Source organism: Streptomyces sp. KL116D (assembly GCF_030766975.1).
Taxonomy (GTDB): Bacteria; Actinomycetota; Actinomycetes; order Streptomycetales; family Streptomycetaceae; genus Streptomyces; species Streptomyces longispororuber_A.
Genome location: NZ_JASERH010000009.1, coordinates 111,328 through 131,032 on the forward strand (window position 1 = coordinate 111,328; position 19,705 = coordinate 131,032).

The window sequence follows — 19,705 nt, forward strand, 5'->3', positions numbered from 1 at the left end:
TTCAGAGCCAGGCGCCGAGCGCGGGGGCGGGTGAGCCGTCGGCGGTGCGCAGGTCGGCGTCCCGTCCGGTGAGGTAGGCCGTGATGGCGGGCAGGTCCCCGGTGACCTGGAAGGACTCGCCCGTGCCCGGCAGCTCCCAGCGGGAGCCGGTCGCGGTCCGCAGGGTCACGGCCGGGCCGGGGGCCGCGGCGCGCTTGGCGGTGACGTCGTCGCACAGGGCGGCGAGGAAGTCGGCCGGCAGGTCGGCGAAGGAGACGTCGGTCGCCAGGTCGACGGCGTGGACGCACACCTCGCGGGAGCGCATCCAGGGCAGTTCGGTGGCGGGGACCGTGCGGCCCTGGGCGGTGACGACCTCGTGGCGCCACTGCTCGTCGGTGAGCCGGTCCATGCCCGCCTCCAGCGCGTCCGCCGAGCGGCGCAGCCAGGCGGTGAGCCGGGCGGCCGGCAGGGCGCGGCCGCGTTCGATGCCGGCCGCCCGGTCCTCGGGCGAGGCGTACATCGGGGTGGGTTCGCCGGTGGCGGCCCAGTGCACCAGGTTGGACAGGGCCTCCGCGTTGGCGGCGACGTGCGCGGCGACGTGCGCGCGGGTCCAGCCGGGCAGGGCGCTGGGCGCCGCGTACCCGGCGTCGTCGAGTCCGGCGACGGCGTCGAAGGTCAGCTCGGCGCCGACCAGGGCCCAGCGCCGGGCGTCCACGAAGGTGCGGGAGGCGGCGGTCACGCGCCGACCACCTTGTTGGTGCAGGCGCCCAGGCCGGTGATCTCGGTGACCACGCTCTGGCCGGGGAGCAGGAACACCTTGGGGTCGCGGGCGTTGCCGACGCCGGCCGGGGTGCCGGTGGCGATGATGTCGCCCGGGCGCAGGGTGATGACGGTGGAGATGTACTGGACGAGGAAGACCGGGTCGAACAGGAGGGTGCCGGTGTCGTCCTGCTGCATCACCCGGCCGTCGACGACGGTGCTGACCCGGAGGGCGGGGCGGACGCCGCCGACCTCGTCGGGCGTGACGACGTAGGGGCCGACGGGGGTGGTGGCCTCCCAGATCTTGCCCTGGGTCCACTCGATGGTGCGGAACTGCCAGTCGCGCGCCGAGATGTCGTTCATGACGGTGAAGCCGGCGATGGCGGCGGCGGCCTGCTGCTCGTCGGCGCGGCGCACCTGCTCGCCGATCACGACGGCCAGCTCGACCTCCCAGTCGAACGCGTCGGTCTCGGGCGGCTTGACGATGTCGTCGTGCGCGCCGATGAGGGTGTCGGCGAACTTCGGGAAGAGCGTCGGGTAGGCGGGCAGGTCCCGGCCCATCTCCTTGATGTGGTTGGTGTAGTTGTGGCCGACGCAGACGACCTTGGAGGGGTTCGGGACGACCGGGGCGAAGTCGGCGTCCGCGGCCGGGTAGATGGTGCCGGAGGCGGCGGCCGCCTCGGTGCGCCAGTCGGCGGTGGCGAACAGTTCGCCGAGGTCGGCGTGGCCGAGGTCGACGTGGACGTCGCCGTCGAGGCGGACCGCGCGGGTGCCGTCGGCGGTGCGGATGGTGGCGAGCTTCATGGTCAGGCGTCCTTCTGGGTGCGGTGGAGGCGGAGCGCCTCGAAGACGGGGGCGTCGGAGAAGCGGAAGAGGTCGAGGGCGCCCGCGTCGGAGTCGGTCGCGCCGGCCTCGGACCGGGCGGAGAACGGCTCCCAGGACGGGACGACGAACAGGTCGCCGCGGGCCACGGTCCAGGTCCTGTCCCCGACGGTGACCACGCCGGAGCCGTCGAAGACCTGGTAGACGGACGAGCCGGTCTCGCGCACCGGCGCGGTCTCGGCGCCGCGGGCGACGCGGTGGAACTCGGCGCGGAGGGTGGGCAGGACGTCGGAGCCGTCGTGCGGGTTGCTGTAGCGGACCGCGGCGTGGCCGGGCTCGACGGTGCCGCCGAAGCCCTCCTTCTCCAGCATCAGTTGGTCCCTGAGGGCGGCGTCGGTGTACTCCCACTTGTAGGACAGCAGGGGGCTGCCCGGTGCGGTGGGGGTGGCGGACAGCGGGCGCAGGCCCGGGTGGCCCCACAGCCGCTCGGAGCGGGAGCGGTCCGGGGTGGTCCGCTCGGCGGCGCTGATCTCGTCGCGGCCGAACTCGAAGAACTGCGCCTCGGTGAGGTACTGCAGGGGGATGTCGAGGCCGTCGATCCAGGCCATCGGCTCGGCGGTGGCGTTGTGGTGGGCGTGCCAGTTCCAGCCGGCCTGCGGGAGGAAGTCGCCGCGGTTCATCGGCACCGGGTCGCCGCCGACGACCGTCCACACGCCCGAGCCCTCGACGACGAACCGGAAGGCGTGCTGGGTGTGGCGGTGCTCGGGGGCGTCCTCGCCCGGCATCAGGTACTGAATGGCCGCCCACAGGGTGGGGGTGGCGAAGGGCCGGCCGCCGAGGGACGGGTTGGCCAGCGCGATGGCGCGGCGCTCGCCGCCGCGGCCGACCGGCACGATGTCGCCGGCCCGGGCGGCCAGTTCGCGCAGTCGCTGCCAGCGCCACAGGTGCGGGACGGCGCGCGAGCGCGGGTGGGCCGGCATGAGGTCGCCGATCTCGGTCCACAGCGGGACGAGCAGCTCGTTCTCGAAACCCCGGTACAGCTCTTCGAGGGCCGGGGTGACCTCGGGCTGGCCCTCCGCGGCGACGGCCTGCAGCCGCACCGGGGAGCCCGAGGCGATGTCATGGGCGAGGGAGGACTGAGTCATGGCCTCAGCCTGCGGCGTTTCTCTCTGAAGAACACGTAGATTCTGAAGAGCAGAACAACGCCGGGGAGAACGTCATGGACAAACCGCTGAAGAATCCGCCGCCCTACCCCATCGCCAGCGTGGACCACGCGCTGCGGGCGGCCACCGTCCTGCAGTTGGAGGGCGGTGCGAGCGTGTCGCAGATCGCCGAGCGGCTGGGCGTCGCGCGGTCGACCGCGCACCGGATCCTGGCGATGCTGGTGTACCGGGACTTCGCCGTGCAGGGCGAGGACCGGATCTACCGTGCGGGTCCCGTCCTCGAACTCGCCACGCACTCCCAGTCCCTGGTGTCCCGGCTGCGGGCGGCGGCGCTGCCGCATCTGCACCGGGTCGTCGCCCTGCTCGAGGAGACCGCGAACCTGACCGTGCGCACCGGGGACACGGTGCGGTTCATCGCCAGCGTCGAGTGCGCGCAGGCGCTGCGGGTCGGCTCGCGCGAGGGCATGGTGTTCCCGGCCCACCGCACCACGGCGGGCCTGCTGCTGCTCGCCGATCTGTCCGACGAGGAGCTGGCCGAGGTGTACGCGGCCGAGCGCTACCGGGAGCGGCCGGCCGAGCGCCCGGATCTCGAGCAACTGCGCACGGAGCTGCGGAAGGTGCGGCGCAACGGGTTCGCCGTGAACAAGGGGCGGTCCGAGCGCGGTCTGGTCGCCGTCGGCGTGCCGGTGCGCGAGCGGGAAGGCATCGCGCTGGCCGGTCTGTCGGTGTCGCTGCCCGGCGTGCGCTACGACCCGCAGCGGCTGCGGTCCGTGGTGGCCACCCTGGACGCGGCGGCGCGCGCGGTGGAGCAGGACCTCGCGGAGCTCGCCCCGGAGGGCCGCTGACGTGCGAACGGGCCCGTACGGCACCGCTGTTGTCGCGGTGTCGTACGGGCCCGTCGCGGTCGGTCGTCAGTTGTTGGCGACGAAGTCGGTGACCAGCCGGTTGAACTCCTCGGCGTGCTCGATCATCGCCCAGTGGCCGCAGTGGTTGAGGACCACGAGACGGCTGTCGGGGATGTTCGCCAGCAGGAACAGCGAGGTCTCGTAGGAGACGACGCGGTCGTCGCGGCCGTGGATCAGCAGCGTCGGCACGTTGATCGTCGGCAGCAGCTCCGGCTTGACCCACTTCGGCAGCGGGGCGCCCTTGGGCAGTCCCGCCACGTAGTTGGCCAGGTGCTCGGGGCGGGCGAGCGCGGCGTCGGAACGGGCCTGGCACAGCTCGGGAGTGGCGAACCTGGCCTTGTCGTAGACCATGATCTCGACGAGCCGGCGCATGTTCTCCGGGCTCGCGTCGTGGTAGGCCTCGATGAGGACCTTGAGTCCCTCGGACGGGCCGCCGCCGGGTCCGAAGAGGGTGGGCAGGCGCATGCCGACCGGCGGGCCCATGGTGACGAGGTGGGTGATCCGCTCGGGGTGCTCGGTGGCGAGCCGGATCGAGGTCTGGCCGCCCATCGAGTTGCCGACGAAGGCGGCCTTGTCGATGTCGAGGGCGTCCATGAACTGGATCGCGGCGTCGACGTGGTCGAGCTGGTCGACGGTGGCGGCGTCCGACTCGCCCCAGCCGGGCATGTCGACCGCGTACACGTGGAAGTGCTCGGCCAGTGCCTCGATGTTGCCGGCGAAGTTGCTCCAGCCGGTGGCGCCGGGGCCGCTGCCGTGCAGCAGGACGACCGGGTGGCCCGAGCCCGCCTCGTAGTAGCGGAGCTTCCAGTCGGCGGTCTCGACGGTGCGGGCGAGGTCCTGCGGGTCGAGGGGCATCAGTGGTTCTCCTCCATCGGGTTCGGCGCGGCGGCGAGCAGTCCGGCGACGACGCCCGGCGGGCGGTGGCCCCAGCTGTGCAGCCGGTCGAGCGTCTTCACCTCCCAGGTCTCGTCGTCGATGATCAGGCCGCCCCAGCCGTACTCGATGCTGAAGCCGGACGGCGTGAAGACGTAGAAGCTGAACATCTGGTCGTTCGGGTGCATGCCGAGCGTCATCTCGAACGGCTGCTTGGCGTCCATGCACCGGTCGTAGGCCAGGCCCACGTCACGGATGTCGCTGACCTCGACCATGAAGTGGTGGGTCCTCTTCGGCGACGGCATGTCCCCGAAGGCGACGGTGTGGTGGCGGCCGTTGCAGTGCAGGAAGATCAGGTCGGCGACGATGCCGGGGGCGAGCTCCTCGACGATGATGTCGCTGATCTTGAAGCCGAGCAGGTCGATGTAGAAGCCCAGGTAGGTCTCCCGGGAGACGCCGTGGGCGAGCAGCACCTGGTGGCCCGCGCCGCCGGCGCCGGTCACGAAGTCGCCGAGCAGCGACGCGGACGCGAACGGGGTGGTGGCGTCGGCCAGTCCGTTGACCAGCTCGATCCGGTTGCCCATCGGGTCGGCGGTGACGAAGATCCGGTCCACCTTGCGGGCGGCGGCGAGCTTCGCGTCGCCCTCGGTGACCTCGATCCCGGCCGCACGCAGCGTCACGACCAGGGAGTCGAGCGCCTCGGCGCCCTCGACCTCGTAGCCGGTGGCGACGAGGTCGTCGGCCGGGCCCTCCGTGACGACCCAGCGGTGGGCCTTCTCGTCGGTGCGCAGCGTGAAGCCGTCCCCGGTCCTCTCGCCGAGCTGCATGCCGAGCAGCGTGACGCCGAAGTGCTCCCAGTCGGTGAGGCTGCTCACCTCGTAGACGACGTATCCGAGTTCCTTGACTCCGGACAAGGCTCTTCTCCTTCTTGGCTGGCTTGTTCGCAGACGTGTGCGCGGGCTTCCCGGCCGGCCTCCCGGGCCGGCCTCCTGGCCGGCGATTCAGACGGCGGGCACGGCGAGGCCGTGGGTGTCGGCGGCGGCGACGAACCGGTCGGGCCGGACCGCGACGACCCGGGCGCCGTACCGGCGCATCCAGGGCAGGACGACCTCGTCCAGGTCGACCAGTTCGTCCGGCCCCTGGGTGTGCGAGGTCTTGGGGCGCACCGCGCGGTAGTGGGCGCCGAGCCCGTCCCAGCCCGCCTTCTCCTCGGCGGACAGCAGGGTCGCGGGGTCGACGTCGTCGCCGAGCAGCACGAAGTGGCGGCCGAGGTGGTCGTCCAGGCGGGCCATCCGGCCGGCAGTGTCGCCGGTGATCGGCTGCGGGACCATGCGGCCGATGACGCTGGCGTCACCGGTCTCGCCGCGCAGCCAGCCTGCGGTGAGCACGGGCGGGGCGGTGAGCGGCGGCTCGAACGGGGTGACGGTGTTCTCCGGCACCGCGTTCATCGCGGCCTGCTCCTCCTCGGAGACCTCCTGCTTGATCACCCGGCCGAGGCCGACCGCGAGGCCGGTGTAGAAGGCGGCGTTGGGACGCCGCTCCGCCTCGTAGGTGTCGAGCCAGCTCTCGGGCAGCTCGCCCTTGAGCACTCCGGCGATCTTCCAGCCCAGGTTGTGGGCGTCGCGCATGCCGGTCTGCATGCCGGCGCCGGCCCACGGCGGCATCAGGTGCGCCGCGTCGCCGGCCAGGAACACCCGGCCCTGCCGGAAGGTGTCGGCCATCCGGACGTGGTGCTGGTAGAAGGCGTGCTGGTGGATGTCGACGTCGTCCTCGGAGACGCCGAGCGCCTTGAGCAGCGGCCAGAGCTCGGCGCTGGTCGGGTAGTCGGCCGGGGTCTCGTCGGGTTTGAGCGGGATCTCCCAGCGGTGGTGGCCCGCGGACAGGGCGATGTCGACGACCGGGCGCTCCTTGTCGGACCAGAAGGTCAGGAAGTCGCGGTCCGGCCACCAGCGCTTGACGTGGCAGTCGACGACGACCCAGGTGACGTCGTCGGTGTCGCCCAGCAGCTTGCAGCCGACGCGGCCGCGGGTGGCGCTGCTGCCGCCGTCGGCGCCGATCGCGTAGCGGGTGCGGGTGGTGTGGACGGCGCCGTCGGCGGTCGAGGTGATCGTGACGCCGTCGGCGTCCTGCTCGACACCGGTGACCTCGTCGCCGTAACGGACGGTGACCAGGTCGGCGCACTCGTCCTGGACGGCGGCGCGCAGCTCGGCCTCCATCGTCGGCTGGTAGATGTTGTAGAAGCGCGGGCCGCGCCCGAGCGTGGACGGCGGATGCTCGATCCGCATGATCTCGGTGCGGTCGTAGGTCATCCAGCGCAGCGCACGCTGCGGGTCGATCACCTTCTCGACCCGCTGGTCGATGCCCAGGTCCTGGAAGATCCGCATCGTCCAGTCATTGACCGTCACGGCACGCGCCCGGGGGTAGATGTCCCGGTCCCGTTCGAAGGCGACGGCGGAGATGCCGTGTCGGGCGAGGGTGAGTGCGGCGATCACACCGGTCGGGCCGTATCCGACAATCGCGACATCCGCGTCGTATCTCTTGGTCATGCGCTGGCTCCGTGGGTCAGGCTCGAACGCAAAGGCAGAAAGTTTTGGACCGATCGGTCGGTACATTTCGAAGGTAGCAGTGGCCCTCCGCAGCACGTCAAGAGATTCCGGACACGGATTTTTCACCTGCTCAGGCCCTGGTCCGGGCCGCGGACGGCTCCCGTCCGGTCCTGGCGCGGGGCCACGCCCCGGCGTCGCCTAGACTCCGGGGCGTGGAGACGACCGAGACGCCCGCGCCGGAAGCACGCACCAACCGCCGCGGCCGACGGTCACGGCAGGAGATCCTGGACGCGGCCGCCCGCGTGATGTCCGTACGCGGCTACGCGGGCACGTCGATGTCGGCGCTCGCCAAGGAGACCGGGCTGCCGAAGAGCGCCTTCTACCACCACTTCGAATCCAAGGCGGGGCTGCTCTCCGCCGTCATGGAGCAGGGCGCGCACGCCTTCTTCGACGCCATGCGCGAGGCCCACCGCAACCCGCCGCAGGACGGCACGCCGCGCGAGCGGCTGCGCTGGTACCTGCGCAGGACCGGCGAAGTCATGGAGAACGGCGAGGAGTTCCTGCGCCTGCTGCTCGTGCTGGTGATGAGCCGCGAGGCGGCGGAGGCGCCCGAGGCGCTGCGGACCGTGATCACGGTCCGTGACGAGGGCCGCGCCTACATGGCGCACATGATCCGCTCGTCCTTCCAGGACGAGGGCGAGGAGACCGCCGCGAAGATCGCGGAGGCCCTCGCCCCCTTCGGGATGGCCGGCTACGACGGCGCCTTCGTCGCCCTCCAGTCCGAGGGCGGCCGGCCCGCCTCGGCGTGGATGGACCAGCTCGCCGACTCGATGGCGGCGCTCGGCGAGGCCATCGCCAAGGCGGGCTGAGGCGGGCCGGGCCGGGTCACTGGACGGCGGCCGCCGGGCCCACCAGTTCGGACAGGACGTCCTCCATGGTCACGAAGCCGAGCACGGTGCCCTTCTCCCCGGTGACCGCGGCCAGGTGACTGCCCGCCGCGCGCAGCGTGGTGAGCGTGTCGTCCAGCGGGGTGTCCAGCCGGACCCTCGTGAGCGGGTGCAACGCCGCCGCGGGGAAGGGGAGTTCGCGGTCGGCGACGCCCAGGGTGTCCTTGATGTGGAGGTACCCGAGGAGCGTGCCGCCGGGGCCCGTGACGGGGAACCGGGAGTATCCGGCGGCCGCGGCGACCCGCTCCAGGGCGGCAGGCGTGACCGCCGCGTCGACCGTCGTCATCCGCTGCGCCGGAACGAGGATCTCGCCTACCGGCCGCGTGCCCAACTCCAGGGCGTCACGCAGCCGTTCACCGTCCTGCGGCGAGAGCAGTCCGGCCGCGCTGGAGTCGAGCACCATCCGGGCGAGCTGGTCGTCGGTGAACACGGACTCGACCTCGTCCTTCGGCTCCACGTTCAGCAGTCGCAGCAGCGCGTTCGCGAACGCGTTGATGCCGAGGACGAACGGCTTGAGCGCCCTGGTCACCGCCACGAGCGCCGGACCGAGCAGCAGGGCGGTGCGCACCGGCGCGGCGAGCGCGATGTTCTTCGGCACCATCTCGCCGAACAGCATGTGCGCGTACGTCGCCACGGTCAGCGCGATGACGAACGAGATCGGGTGCACCAGCGCATGCCGTACGTGCACGGCCTCGAATCCCGGCTCCAGGAGGTGGGCGATGGCCGGTTCGGCGACGGCGCCGAGGACCAACGACGAGACGGTGATGCCGAGTTGGGCGGTGGCCAGCAGCGCGGAGAGGTGCTCAAGGGCCCACAGGGTGGAGCGGGCCCGCTTCTCGCCCGCCTGGGCGCGCGGCTCGATCTGGCTGCGCCGCACGGAGATCAGGGAGAACTCGGCGCCGACGAAGAACGCGTTGGTGAGCAGGGTGAGCGCGCCGATGGCGAGCTGCAGGCCGGTCATCGGGCTTCCTCCGTCAACTGGGCCTGCACTGGCGCCCGTTCGGCTATCCGGACCCGGTCGGCGCGGTGGTGGTCGACGCGCAGGACCGTCAGCTCCCAGCAGTCGAGGTCGACGCGGTCACCGGGGGCGGGGATCCGGGCGAGGCGGGTCGCGACGAGCCCCGCCACCGTCTCGTAGGGGCCGTCGGGCACGGTGAGTCCGACCGGGGCCAGCTGGTCGATGCGCACGCCGCCGTCGGCCTCCCAGGCGGTGCGCCCGTCGGCGGTGGGGGCGGCGGGATGCAGGTCAGGGGTCTCGACGGGGTCGTGTTCGTCGCGCACCTCGCCGACGACTTCCTCCACGATGTCCTCGACGGTCGCCACCCCGGCCGTGCCGCCGTACTCGTCGATGACGACGGCCATGGTGCGGGTGGCGCGCAGCCGCTCCAGGAGCCGGTCGGCGGGCAGGCTGTCGGGGACGAGGAGCGGCTTGGTGGCCAGGTCGGCGACGGGGGTGCGCTGCCGCTCGTCGGGGTCGAGGGCGAGGACGTCCCGGATGTGGACCGTGCCGACGACCTCGTCGAGGCTGTCGCGGTAGACGGGGAAGCGGGACAGGCCCGTGGCGTGCGTGAGGGCCGCCGCGTCCGCCGCCGTGGCGTGTGCCTCCAGCGCCTGGACGTCGACGCGCGGGGTCATGACGTTCTCCGCGGTCAGCTCGTTCAAGTGCAGGGTACGGACGAACAGTTCCGCCGAGTCGGCCTCCAGGGCGCCGACGGCCGCGGAGTGCCGGGCGAGCGCCACGAGCTCCTCCGGGCTGCGGGCGGAGGCCAGCTCTTCGGCGGGCTCCAGGCCGACGCGGCGCACGAAGCGGTTCGCCGTGTCGTTCAGGTGCCGGATGAACGGGCCGAAGGCGGCGGTGAAGCCGCGCTGCGGCCCGGCCACCACCTTGGCCACGGCCACCGGGCGGGCGATCGCCCAGTTCTTCGGCACCAGTTCGCCGACGACCATCAGGATCACCGTGGACAGGGCCACGCCGAGCACGGAGGCCACCGACGAGGCGGCGCCACCGAGCCCGGCGGCTTCGAGCGGACCGCGCAGGAGGGCGGCCAGCGACGGTTCGGCGAGCATGCCGATCACCAATGACGTGACGGTGATGCCGAGTTGGGCCCCGGACAGCTGGAACGTCAGGGTCCGTACGGCCGTCAGCGCGCCGCCCGCCCCGCGCTCCCCCGCGGCGGCGGCCCGCTCCAGGTCACCGCGCTCCACGGTGGTGAGCGAGAACTCGGCCGCCACGAACAGGGCGCAGGCCAGTGTCAGGAGCAGGGCGAGCAGCAGCAACAGCACCTCGGTCACCGGCCCGTCACCCCCGCACCGCGCACGTGAACTCCGGGGACGGCCGGCCGGTGCGGCGCGGCGGTGGGTCTGCTACTGGGGGGCTCACCCATCGGGGGCCGGGCTCCTTCTGATCCGGGGGACGCACTGGACGGCGCCGTGACGCCGCCTATGCTTCTACACATCTGTAGAACGCAGGGCAGCGGATCAGTGTTCCCGATCCGCCGGCTGTATCGGCAGATCCAGAAGCACCGGCAAGAACAGAAACAGAAGCAGACCCATCACAGAGGAGTGGACGCCACGATGGTGTTCAAACGGCTGCTCGGCTCGCTGGGCGTGGGCGGCCCCACGGTGGACACGGCCCTCGTACCGGGCCCCGTGCTGCCCGGCGGGGAGCTCTCCGGCGAGGTTCGGCTCAGCGGCGGCGGCGCCGACTTCGACATCGAGCACATCACCCTGGAGCTGGTCGCCCGGGTCGAGGCGGAGACCGACGAGGACGGGGCGGGTGAGCGCCACGGCACCGTGGTCTTCGACCGGTTCGTGGTCGGCGGCGGCTTCCGGCTGGCCGAGGGCGACAGCCGCACCGTCCCCTTCACCGTGCGGCTCCCCTGGGAGACCCCGCTCACCGAGCTGTACGGGCAGGACCTCGGCGTCGTCCTCGGCGTGCACACCGAGCTGTCCGTGGCCGGCGCCCGGGACAAGGGCGACCTCGACCCGCTCACCGTGGGCCCGCTCCCGGTGCAGGAGGCGATCCTCGAAGCCTTCGGACAGCTCGGCTTCGGCTTCCGCTCCGCCGACCTGGAGTACGGCCGCATCGGCGGCACGGGCCAGCAGCTCCCCTTCTACCAGGAGCTGGAGCTGTCCCCGGCACCGCAGTACGCCCACGCGGTGAACGAACTCGAAGTCACCTTCCTCGCCACGCCCGGCGGCATGGAGGTGGTCCTGGAGGCGGACAAGCGCGGCGGCCTCTTCTCCGCGGGCCACGACGCGCTCACCCGCTTCACCGTCGCTCACGACGGCATCCACCACCACGACTGGACGGCGCTGGTCGACGGCTGGGTGCGCGAACTCGTCGACCACCGCTCCTCGTTCGCCACGCACGCGTCGTACGGGCACGACGCGTACGGACACGATGGGTACGGACACGATGGGTACGGTCACGGCGCGCACGACCACGGGGCGCACGGGCAGGAGGCTCACGGTCACCGTTCGGGCCCCGGTGTGGGCACGGCCGTGGCGGCGGGCGCGGCCGGGCTCGCCCTCGGTGTGGTCGGCGGCCTGGTCGCCGCCGAAGTGGTCGACGAGGTGGGCGACTTCTTCGAAGGGGACGATGACGACGGCGGGGACGGCGGGGACGAGGGAGGCGAGGACTGACCATGTTCGGCATCAGCGAGATCGGCATCATCCTCATCGTGATCGTCCTGATCGTCGGGGCGAAGAAGCTCCCGGAACTCGCCCGCAACGCGGGCAAGTCGGCCCGCATCCTCAAGGCGGAGGCCCGCGCCCTGAGGAACAAGGATGCGGCCGGCGCGGACGCCCCGCCGCCGCGCGTCGTCCCCGGCGAGACGATCCCGCCCCGGGACCCGGACCAGGGACCGCACCCCCGGTGACGGCCGCCCGGATGCGACCTCTTCTGCCGGACAGGCCCTAGGCGGCGCGGAACCGCCCCTCCGCCACGACCGTGACCAGCCCGTCCTGCGTCAGCCGGTCGAGGTGCTGCGCCGCCGTCCGCAGCTCCACCGGCCGCACGTGCGCTCCTTGCACGTGCGGCCGATAGACGAGCCGGTGCTCGGCGATCTCCTCGACGGTCCGCGGCCCGTCGAGGAACGCGAGGAGGGCGGCGTCGCGCTTCTCCACGACACCGGCGAAGGCGTCGAGCCGGCGCCGGAACTCCTCGGCGCCCTCGATCACCCCCTTGTGGTGGGCCGTGCCGAACCACTTCGCGTCGATCTCCCGGCACCGACGCATCGACGCCTCGAAGTCGACGAGGCTGCTGCCGACGTCGCCGTAGTACGGGCCGAACGACGTCAGGTCGATGTCGCCCACGTACAGGAAGCCGTCCGGTTCGACCAGGAAGCCGCAGTGGCCGGCGGTGTGGCCGGGCAGGTGCACGACGGTGACGGTGCGCCCGCCGAGGTCGAACACGGCACCGTCCTCGAACGCCAGCGCGTCGGGCCGCCCGAGAACGTGGAACTCGTCCCGCATCAACGCGTCGTGGGCGTCGACCGCGTCGTCCGGCAGTCCGATCCCGGCGACCAGCGCCTGCCTCGACCGCAGCGCGTCGAGGTCGCCGGCGTGGACGTGGACCGGCACGTCGTCGTAGCGCCCGAGCCCGGCGATGTGGTCCTCGTGGGCGTGACTGACGAGGACCAGGTCCGCGGGTGGAGCGCCACCGACGAGCGTCAGCGACGGATCGACGACCAGCGAGGCGTCCGTGCCGCGGACGAGCAGCGGGTTCGCGTACGGGTAGGCGCCTCGTCCGGCGCCCACGAGCACGTCGACCTCGCCGTACGCCACTGCGGTGTATCCCACGCTACCCATGTCCATGACGAGCAGTCTCACCCATCGCGTTCCGGCACGGCAGACCGGTCCTGAACGACCGGCGGGCGCCGGGCCGGACAGCGGCAACGGTTCGCTCAGAGCCCGACCAGGTCGACCGGCCGGCCGTCCTTGGGGAACGGCAGGGAGTGGTAGTCGATGGGCGGCACGTAGGCCGGGTCCACGGTCCAGCGGTACTCGCGCAGCAGGCGGTGCATGATCGCCTTGATCTCCAGTCCGGCGAAGTACATCCCGATGCACTTGTGGACGCCGCCGCCGAACGGCTCCCAGGCGTACCGGTGCGATCTGTCCTCGCGGCGCTCCGGGCCGAACCGGTCGGGGTCGAAGGCCGTCGGGTCCGTCCAGTACTCCTCCATGAAGTGGGTGAACTGGATGCCCAGCAGCACATCGGTCCCGGCGGGAATCCGCACGCCCTGCACGGTCGTGTCCCTGACCGCGTACCGGACCAGCGTCGGTACCGGCGCCTGGAGCCGCAGCGCCTCCCGCATGACCAGGTCGATCGCCTCCAGGCCCTCCAGTTCGGCCATCGACGGCGCCGGGCCGAGGGCGAGCGCCTGGGCGCGACAGCGGGCCTGCCAGTCCGGGTGCTGGCCGAGGTGCTGGAGGATGGTGGAGGTCGTGACGGTCGAGGTGTCGTGGGCGGCCATCATGAGGAAGATCATGTGGTTCACCACGTCGTCGTCGGTGAACCGCTCGCCGTCCTCCGTCTCGATGTGGCAGAGCACCGAGAAGATGTCGTCGGTCCGTTCGCGGCGCCTCGTCGGGAGGTAGTGCCGCAGGAACTCCTCCAGCACCTTGCGGCCCCGGTAGGCCCTGCCCCACCGGGTGAACGGGACGTCGGCGCGGACGACTCCGGCCGCGGCCTGCACGCAGGCGACGAACGCCTTGTTGACCCGGTCCATCTCCGCCTGGCCGGTGTCCTTCGCGCCGCCCATGAAGAGGTCGGCGGCGATGTCGAGGGTGAGCTGCTTGAGCTTCCAGTACGAGGGGAACGCCCCGTCCGCCTCCCAGCTCGCCATGCCCCGCTCGATGGCGGGGTGGAGCCGGCGGGTGTAGGCGGCAAGCCGCTCACGGGTGAAGGCCTGCTGCATGATCCGCCGGTGCGCAAGGTGCTCGTCGAAGTCGATGAGCATGAGGCCGCGGTGGAAGAAGGGGCCGACGAGCTGCGCCCACGCCGGTTCGTTGGCGAACGCCTTGTCCTTGTTCAGCAACGCCTCGCCGATGGCGTCGGGGCCGAGCAGCAGCGCCGAGTCCTTCCCGAGCACGTGGAACGGTGCGACCGGGCCGTACCGTTCCCAGCTGCGCCGATAGAGCGCGACGGGGTCCTTGGCGTACTCGAAGAGCTGCCCGATCCAGGGCACGCCGCGCTCACCACGACGCTGGACCGGAATGGCCCGCACCCCCGCGCCCTCCCCCGGCCCCTCCCTCGGCCCCGCACGCCTCCCCGCCTCGATCCCCTCCGCCGCCATGCACGCACCTCTCAACGCCTCGGTGGTGTTCACGGTCAACGCGATCGAGGCGGCGCCAAGTGTCAACAGTCTTTCGTGGACTGTCCGTTGGGCCGATCGGTGAAGCACTCGATCTTCAGGAACGTCTGCTCCAGGGCGCGGCGCAGCCCGAGGCGCCGGCCTTCCTGGTAGGCCTGCGCGTACCCGATTTCACCGAGTGACGCGCGGGCGTGCCGCAGACCGCGTTCCCGGTAGGAGGTCATGAGGGCGAAGCCGAAGAGACGAGGTGCGCCGAACGGGGACCAGACCCGGTCGACGGCACCCAGTACGACGGCTGCCGATCGAGCCTCACCGTGTGCGGCGAGCACCCAGGCCAGTGTTTCGCTGAGAGTCGCCTCCCCCATCCGTTCGTCGATGTCCCAGATGTAACGGATGGCGCGTTGCAGCAGCACCAGGGCGTCCGTCGCCCGCCCCGCTTCGCCGCACCCCACGGCGAGGGCCCACAGCAGGTAGCAGCGGTGCCAGGCGTTGCCCTGGGCCTCGGACAGTGCCAGGGCCCTCCCGAGGAGTTCCGTGGCACGAACGTGGTCGCCCTGAAGGACTGCGGAGAAACCGAGTTGGGCGATGCACTGCTGGCGGGTCAGCAGCGTCGTCCGCCCCCCTCCGACCGCCAGCGACGACAGTGCGTATCGCGTCGCGCTCTCGGTGTCCTCCGCCAGGAGCGCCTTCAGGCTACGCAATTGCAGGAATGCGGCGGCCAGTTCGACGCCGGCGATCCGGTGGGCTGTACGGTCGGCCGCTTCGCGGCCGGGGAACAGACCGTCGAGCAGGGCCTGTTCACCCCGGTCCGCCAGCTCGACGGTGCTGTCGTGGTCGCCGTGAAGGAGGACGAGGAATCCCGCCACCCATACGGCCCTGCACCACACCGCGGTCAGACCGGCATCGGGCGGCTGCGGGTGCCGCTCGATGATCACTCGCATCCAGCGTGCTCCTTCTCCCACGTTGCCCGACGTCAGACAGTGCAGCCAGAAGCCGACGGACGCGTCCAGGAGGATCTCCGCGGATTCACCGGCCGGGGGCGACGTGGTGACGATCTGCCGCAGATTCGGGTGCTCGGCGCGCAGGCGCCGGAGCCAGGCCGCCTGCCCGGACGTGCCGTAGGCGAGGCCTGCCTGGGCAGCGAGACCGAGGTACCAGGCACGATGGCGGCGCAGCGCGAACTGGGTCCGGTCGTCCTCCGCGAGGCGCTCCTGCCCGTAGGCACGGACGGTCTCGAGCATGTGCAGGCGCGTGCCGCCGTCCGATTCGGCCTTGGTGAGGAGTGACTTGTCCACCAGCCCGGCCAGGGCTTCGAAGACGTCTTCGGTCGCGGCACCGTCGGGGAGCGCTGCCCCCTCCCCGGCCCCGCACAGCCATTCGGCATCAGCGAGCAGCACGCCGCCCGAGCACAGCGAAAGCTGTTGCCAGGCCGTCCGCTCGGCCGTGGTGCACAACTCGTAGCTCCAGTCGAAGAGGGCACGCAAGGCCTGGTGGCGAGGGGGTGCCGTGCGGTCGCTTCCGCCGGGGCCCAGCAGACGGAACCGGTGATCAAGTCTTTCCAGCAGTTCCTCGGGGGTCAGCGTGCGTAATCGGCGTGCGGCGATCTCCAGAGCGAGAGGGAGGCCGTCCAGTCTCCGGCACACGCGCGTGACCGTGTCCCGGTTCGACTCGGTCACCCTGAATCCGGGTGAGGCGGCCTCGGCCCGGTCGGTGAAGAGGGTCAGGGCGGGCGACACGACCGCATCCGGTGCTGCCGCGTCGGCCTCCTGGGGGTGTTCCCTCGTCGGGAGCGGCAGATCCAGCGGTTTCACCTGCAGCACGTGCTCGGCATCGACATCGAGGGGCTGCCGGCTGGTGGCGAGGACGCGCAGGGAGGGCAGTAGCGGGAGCAGGCTCCGAACGGTGCGAGCACTGGAGTCCAACAGGTGCTCGCAGTTGTCGAGCAGCAGGAGAACACTGCGTCCGTTCAGGGCCACGGCGAGCTCGCGCAAGGGATCCTGTCCCGGCCCGGCCTGCACGCCGACAGCGGTGGCGACCGCCTCACCGACGGATTGACCGCTGCCGAGATCGGCCAGTTCCACACAGTACGTACCGTCCGTGAACCGATCGTCCATCTCCAGGACGATCCGCTTGGCCAACCGGGTCTTGCCCACACCGCCGACGCCGACCAGCGTGACCAGACGGCGACGCTCCAACAGCGCGCCACAGACTGCGATCTCGCGTTCACGGCCCACGAAACTGGTGGGCTCCGTCGGCTCGAGGTCGCGCCGCTCGGCAGCGGCGGACTTCGCGTCCCAGCCGTACAGCTCGTGCCGCACGCGCTCCCAGCGCTTCTCCCACTCGGCCGGGTTCCCGCCACAGGCACGGACATAGCCCAGAAGCACGTCGCGGGTGGGAAGCCGGTGTCCGGCGGCGGCCTGGGAGAGGCTGCTGGCGGAGAAGTGGGCCGCATCCGCCATCTTCAGATAGGTGAGGCCGGCCGCGTCGCGCAGTTCTCGCAGCCCGAGGGCGAAGCGCTCGAGAGGTCCCTCCTGCGGATCGAGCGGCCGCTCCCGACGCCCAGACCTACCTGCCAACTCGACCCATCCCCCCAGCAGTTCATTTCATTGATTCATTGATTATGACTGCGCGCGCGGTGTCGCGAACAATCCCACGATCCTCGATCCTCAAGGTCCGTCAGCGGGGGCCTCGACGGATATCTGCCGATTGCTTCGCTCATTTTCACGAAGCGTCCACGACTGCGAAGCACCTCTGCCGGGCCCCCTTCGCCGATCCGTTCGGATCAGCACCATGAATGGAGTACGGAGAATGGAACAAATGACCCAAGAGGTGGTGGAGTTCATCGTCGGCGCAGCCGGCGGAGCCGCCCAGGATCTCGCGAGCCAAGGTCTCGTGAACCTGGTCTCCGGCCGCCTCGCGGCGAGCGGGCCCGACCGCGCCGGGGCGCTGCCCGCACTCCGCAACGACCCGAGCAACAGCCGACTGCGTCAGGAAGTCGCCTCATTCATCGAGGCAGAGGCTGAGTCCGACGCCACCTTCGCGACCCAGCTCAGGGACGCGCACTCCGCCGCCATGGCGCAGCGCACCGGAAACCAGCCTTCGGGGGCCTTCAGTTTCGGCAACAACAACAGCGGTGCCGACGCCCGGATCGTCGGTGGTGACTACATGGAGAAAGGCGCGGCGCGCGCCGGTCGCGACATCACCAACAAGAAGGTGAACAAGTTCGGCGGCGCGGGCTGGCCCGTGTGGGTCCTGATCGCCGCGCTGGTGGGTGGGGGCGCGGCTGCGGGCGGCTACTACACCCTGTCCGACAGCGGTCCCCGGAATTCGGCCATCGGGGCCGACCCGGGTGAGAGCGGCGCCAGAGAGACCTGGTCGGCGGCGCAGAACGCAATCAGCCACGCCGATTCCTCGGGCTACTGCGCACTCCTCACCCCCGAGTACAAGGAAAAGATTCGCCAGGCCCAGGGGATGGACTGCGTCGCGGCGTCGAAGTCGCAATGGAACAGCACCGACTCCGGCTCGCTCCGACAAGTCGGCGGAGCGACCGTGAAGGACGTCAAGGTCATCGGGTCACTGGCCGAAGTCACTGCCGTCTCAGCGGAGGGGACCGACCCCGCCTACATCTACATGGCGCGATACGGCGACCGGTGGCGCTTGACGGAAACCCTCGCCTACGCCGCCTTCCATCCGGAGGACTGCCCTGAGGTCAATTGGAGCAACTTCTCTACCCGCAACGACATGTGCGACGCGACCTCCTTGCTGTAGCACCCTCCCTGCTGCAGCGCCCTCCACACGGCCCGGCGAGGATCCCGCGGTACGGGCCCTCGCCGGAGTCTCGCGGACACGAACCGGGACAATCCTCGGCGACAGGTGCGGTTGTCGTTCCTCGGGTGAGGGCTGTCGTACCGCGCGCACAACCCCCAGGCTACCCACACTCCGGCGCCCAGGCTCGCGGTGGCAGCCCGCTGGCCGTCGGCCCTACGGCAGCGACCGCGGGATACCGAGGAGGGCCGCACGACGTCCTCGCAAACGCGCGCCGCGCCCACCCCGTTCCGGCACCTGCGAGCGAGGACAGACCTGAAGATCGAAGATGCTGGCTGCTCGGGGGGGGCCGTGACTAGTCTTGGTCAACTCGACAAGTTCGGAGGGGACATGACCGAGGTGAGCGGCAGACTCGACGGCATGCGCGCGCTGATTTTGGGGGGCGGCGGTGAGGGGATCGGTCACGCGATCGTCCGCGCCTACGCGGACGCCGGGGCGCACGTGGTCGTGGCCGACGTGGACGCCGAGCGGGCGGCCGCGGCCGCGGAGGAGGCACAGAAAGCCGGACACACGACCCACGCGATCAGCGGCGACGTCCGCTCGCGTGAGCAGCTCGACGACATGGTCACCGGCGCTGCCGAGCGGCTCGGCGGTCTGGACACCCTGGTCACGGTGGTCGGCGGGCAGGTCGCATTCGTACCCGCGGTCAAACTGCACGAGATGAGGGACGAGGACTGGGACACCGTCTACGAGGTGAACCTGCGCTACGTGGTGCGTGCCGTACGGCGCGTACTCCGCCTGTTTCTGGAGCAGGGCACGGGCGGGAACATCGTCAGCATCGGTTCGGTCGCCGGGTTCATGGCTGCGCCGAAGCAGGCTGGATACGGCGCAGCGAAGGCCGGTCTTTACAGCCTGGCGCGCACCGTTGCCGCCGAGTACGCGGCCGACGGCATCCGGATGAACGTCGTCGCAGGCGGAGCCATCCACACCGCGGTCAACCGGGCCAAGCCGGCCGGTGACTGGGTCCCGGAGATTCCGGCCGGGCGCTACGGAACGGCGGAGGAAATGGCCGCGGCCGCCGTCTACCTGGCCTCGGACGCGGCACGCTACGTCACGGGGCAACAGATCGTCCTCGACGGAGGAGTGTCCGTGCGCGGCCCGTTCCCCGAATAGCCGTCCGGCCGACGGCGATTCAGCCTGCGACGGCAGGTGCCCCGCTGCACGTCATCGCGTCCGCTGCCAACGTCAGCGACATCCCCAGATCCTCGACCTGGTCGACGGCATCCCGGCCGTCGCCGGACGGCCCGGCCCACCGCGACGGCGGCCGGAGTCGGTCCTGGGGCGGTTCTGGCCGACGTCGCCGCCAAACGAGGTGTCCTGCGCTTCGTGGAGCGGATGCAGCAAAACGCAGAACAGGACGACTTCATGGTTCACGGTCCCGCCATGGTTGCGCTCTCAGCGACTGCGTTCCCGCTCCGCCACCTCGTCGCGGCATACGCCGCACACCCCGACTTCACCTGAGTGGGAGCCGAACGAGGAGGAATTCGAGCCGGACCCAAGACTCAGTCCCTCCGACCGGGTATAGGTCGTCCTCGCGTCACCGGCCGGCACGCACCGGCGTAACGGCGC

At 71.3% G+C, this 19,705-nt stretch carries 18 protein-coding genes; 7 read left to right on the top strand and 11 right to left on the bottom strand.

Translation table 11 applies throughout. The annotated features are described in order from the left end of the window. Position 1 precedes the first annotated feature (1 nt). From RBJ77_RS02940 to RBJ77_RS02950, 3 genes are read right to left on the bottom strand one after another with little or no spacing between them, the layout of a single operon-like run. Entirely contained in the window at positions 2–718 is a 717-nt protein-coding gene (locus tag RBJ77_RS02940) for a maleylpyruvate isomerase family mycothiol-dependent enzyme (RefSeq protein WP_372343529.1), read from the bottom strand. Then, positions 715–1,542: a fumarylacetoacetate hydrolase family protein gene (locus tag RBJ77_RS02945; protein ID WP_372343530.1), complete on the bottom strand. Its 828-nt coding sequence runs from the start codon at positions 1,540–1,542 to the stop codon at positions 715–717. Before RBJ77_RS02945 ends, RBJ77_RS02940 begins: the two co-directional genes overlap by 4 nt. Before the next feature lie 2 nt (positions 1,543–1,544). After that, on the bottom strand, positions 1,545–2,705 hold the full coding sequence (locus RBJ77_RS02950) for a cupin domain-containing protein (protein ID WP_372343531.1): 1,161 nt from the start codon (positions 2,703–2,705) through the stop codon (positions 1,545–1,547). 74 nt (positions 2,706–2,779) lie between these two features. Between RBJ77_RS02950 and RBJ77_RS02955 the strand changes: the two genes are divergently transcribed. Further along, the gene (locus RBJ77_RS02955) at positions 2,780–3,568 is read left to right on the top strand and encodes an IclR family transcriptional regulator (protein ID WP_372343532.1); all 789 of its coding nucleotides are present in this window, start codon (positions 2,780–2,782) and stop codon (positions 3,566–3,568) included. 66 nt (positions 3,569–3,634) lie between these two features. Here the strand turns inward: RBJ77_RS02955 and RBJ77_RS02960 are convergent, their stop codons facing one another. The 3 genes from RBJ77_RS02960 to RBJ77_RS02970 all read right to left on the bottom strand — a co-directional run bounded on the left by RBJ77_RS02960 (position 3,635) and on the right by RBJ77_RS02970 (position 7,047). Then, positions 3,635–4,483, bottom strand: coding sequence for an alpha/beta fold hydrolase (locus RBJ77_RS02960; protein WP_372343533.1), 849 nt, complete (start codon positions 4,481–4,483; stop codon positions 3,635–3,637). Then, entirely contained in the window at positions 4,483–5,415 is a 933-nt protein-coding gene (locus RBJ77_RS02965) for a VOC family protein (RefSeq protein ID WP_372343534.1), read from the bottom strand. The genes RBJ77_RS02960 and RBJ77_RS02965 overlap by 1 nt, the downstream gene beginning before the upstream one ends. An 87-nt stretch (positions 5,416–5,502) precedes the next feature. Beyond that, entirely contained in the window at positions 5,503–7,047 is a 1,545-nt protein-coding gene (locus RBJ77_RS02970; RefSeq protein ID WP_372343535.1) for an FAD-dependent monooxygenase, read from the bottom strand. A 212-nt stretch (positions 7,048–7,259) separates the two neighbouring features. On the opposite strand from RBJ77_RS02970, the gene RBJ77_RS02975 reads away from it, so the two are divergent. Beyond that, positions 7,260–7,916, top strand: a complete 657-nt coding sequence (locus RBJ77_RS02975) for a TetR/AcrR family transcriptional regulator (protein WP_372343536.1) — start codon at positions 7,260–7,262, stop codon at positions 7,914–7,916. Positions 7,917–7,932: 16 nt separating this feature from the next. Here RBJ77_RS02975 and RBJ77_RS02980 read toward each other — a convergent pair whose 3' ends face one another. Beyond that, on the bottom strand, positions 7,933–8,955 hold the full coding sequence (locus RBJ77_RS02980) for a hemolysin family protein (RefSeq protein WP_372343537.1): 1,023 nt from the start codon (positions 8,953–8,955) through the stop codon (positions 7,933–7,935). Beyond that, positions 8,952–10,286, bottom strand: coding sequence for a hemolysin family protein (locus RBJ77_RS02985; protein ID WP_372343538.1), 1,335 nt, complete (start codon positions 10,284–10,286; stop codon positions 8,952–8,954). The genes RBJ77_RS02980 and RBJ77_RS02985 overlap by 4 nt, the downstream gene beginning before the upstream one ends. A 282-nt stretch (positions 10,287–10,568) precedes the next feature. Here RBJ77_RS02985 and RBJ77_RS02990 point away from each other — a divergent pair, with 282 nt between their 5' ends. Both RBJ77_RS02990 and RBJ77_RS02995 read left to right on the top strand, forming a co-directional pair. Then, on the top strand, positions 10,569–11,639 hold the full coding sequence (locus RBJ77_RS02990) for a sporulation protein (RefSeq protein ID WP_372343539.1): 1,071 nt from the start codon (positions 10,569–10,571) through the stop codon (positions 11,637–11,639). A 2-nt stretch (positions 11,640–11,641) separates the two neighbouring features. Then, positions 11,642–11,875, top strand: coding sequence for a twin-arginine translocase TatA/TatE family subunit (locus RBJ77_RS02995; protein WP_372343540.1), 234 nt, complete (start codon positions 11,642–11,644; stop codon positions 11,873–11,875). Between the two features lie 37 nt (positions 11,876–11,912). On the opposite strand, the gene RBJ77_RS03000 is transcribed toward RBJ77_RS02995, so the two are convergent. From RBJ77_RS03000 to RBJ77_RS03010, 3 genes are all read right to left on the bottom strand, one after another. After that, positions 11,913–12,806 carry an MBL fold metallo-hydrolase gene (locus RBJ77_RS03000; protein ID WP_372343596.1) on the bottom strand — a complete coding sequence of 298 codons (894 nt, stop codon included), beginning with the start codon at positions 12,804–12,806 and terminating at the stop codon, positions 11,913–11,915. 95 nt (positions 12,807–12,901) lie between these two features. Beyond that, entirely contained in the window at positions 12,902–14,293 is a 1,392-nt protein-coding gene (locus RBJ77_RS03005) for a cytochrome P450 (protein ID WP_372343541.1), read from the bottom strand. A 62-nt stretch (positions 14,294–14,355) separates the two neighbouring features. After that, positions 14,356–16,887, bottom strand: a complete 2,532-nt coding sequence (locus tag RBJ77_RS03010) for an AAA family ATPase (RefSeq protein WP_372343542.1) — start codon at positions 16,885–16,887, stop codon at positions 14,356–14,358. A gap of 232 nt (positions 16,888–17,119) precedes the next feature. Between RBJ77_RS03010 and RBJ77_RS03015 the strand changes: the two genes are divergently transcribed. The 3 genes from RBJ77_RS03015 (at position 17,120) to RBJ77_RS03025 (ending at position 19,597) form a co-directional block, all read left to right on the top strand. Beyond that, entirely contained in the window at positions 17,120–18,079 is a 960-nt protein-coding gene (locus RBJ77_RS03015) for a hypothetical protein (protein ID WP_372343543.1), read from the top strand. Between the two features lie 189 nt (positions 18,080–18,268). Then, positions 18,269–19,249, top strand: a complete 981-nt coding sequence (locus RBJ77_RS03020) for an SDR family NAD(P)-dependent oxidoreductase (protein WP_372343544.1) — start codon at positions 18,269–18,271, stop codon at positions 19,247–19,249. Positions 19,250–19,285: 36 nt separating this feature from the next. Further along, positions 19,286–19,597 carry a DUF6221 family protein gene (locus RBJ77_RS03025; RefSeq protein ID WP_372343545.1) on the top strand — a complete coding sequence of 104 codons (312 nt, stop codon included), beginning with the start codon at positions 19,286–19,288 and terminating at the stop codon, positions 19,595–19,597. Positions 19,598–19,705 lie beyond the last annotated feature (108 nt).

Coding starts and splice junctions, on each gene's coding strand:
- RBJ77_RS03015 (WP_372343543.1), top strand. CDS start 17,120: ATGGAACAAATGACCCAAGAGGTGGTGGAGTTCATCGTCGGCGCAGCC.
- RBJ77_RS02950 (WP_372343531.1), bottom strand. CDS start 2,705: ATGACTCAGTCCTCCCTCGCCCATGACATCGCCTCGGGCTCCCCGGTG.
- RBJ77_RS02995 (WP_372343540.1), top strand. CDS start 11,642: ATGTTCGGCATCAGCGAGATCGGCATCATCCTCATCGTGATCGTCCTG.
- RBJ77_RS02945 (WP_372343530.1), bottom strand. CDS start 1,542: ATGAAGCTCGCCACCATCCGCACCGCCGACGGCACCCGCGCGGTCCGC.
- RBJ77_RS03005 (WP_372343541.1), bottom strand. CDS start 14,293: ATGGCGGCGGAGGGGATCGAGGCGGGGAGGCGTGCGGGGCCGAGGGAG.
- RBJ77_RS02990 (WP_372343539.1), top strand. CDS start 10,569: ATGGTGTTCAAACGGCTGCTCGGCTCGCTGGGCGTGGGCGGCCCCACG.
- RBJ77_RS03000 (WP_372343596.1), bottom strand. CDS start 12,806: ATGGGTAGCGTGGGATACACCGCAGTGGCGTACGGCGAGGTCGACGTG.
- RBJ77_RS02955 (WP_372343532.1), top strand. CDS start 2,780: ATGGACAAACCGCTGAAGAATCCGCCGCCCTACCCCATCGCCAGCGTG.
- RBJ77_RS02980 (WP_372343537.1), bottom strand. CDS start 8,955: ATGACCGGCCTGCAGCTCGCCATCGGCGCGCTCACCCTGCTCACCAAC.
- RBJ77_RS02960 (WP_372343533.1), bottom strand. CDS start 4,483: ATGCCCCTCGACCCGCAGGACCTCGCCCGCACCGTCGAGACCGCCGAC.
- RBJ77_RS02970 (WP_372343535.1), bottom strand. CDS start 7,047: ATGACCAAGAGATACGACGCGGATGTCGCGATTGTCGGATACGGCCCG.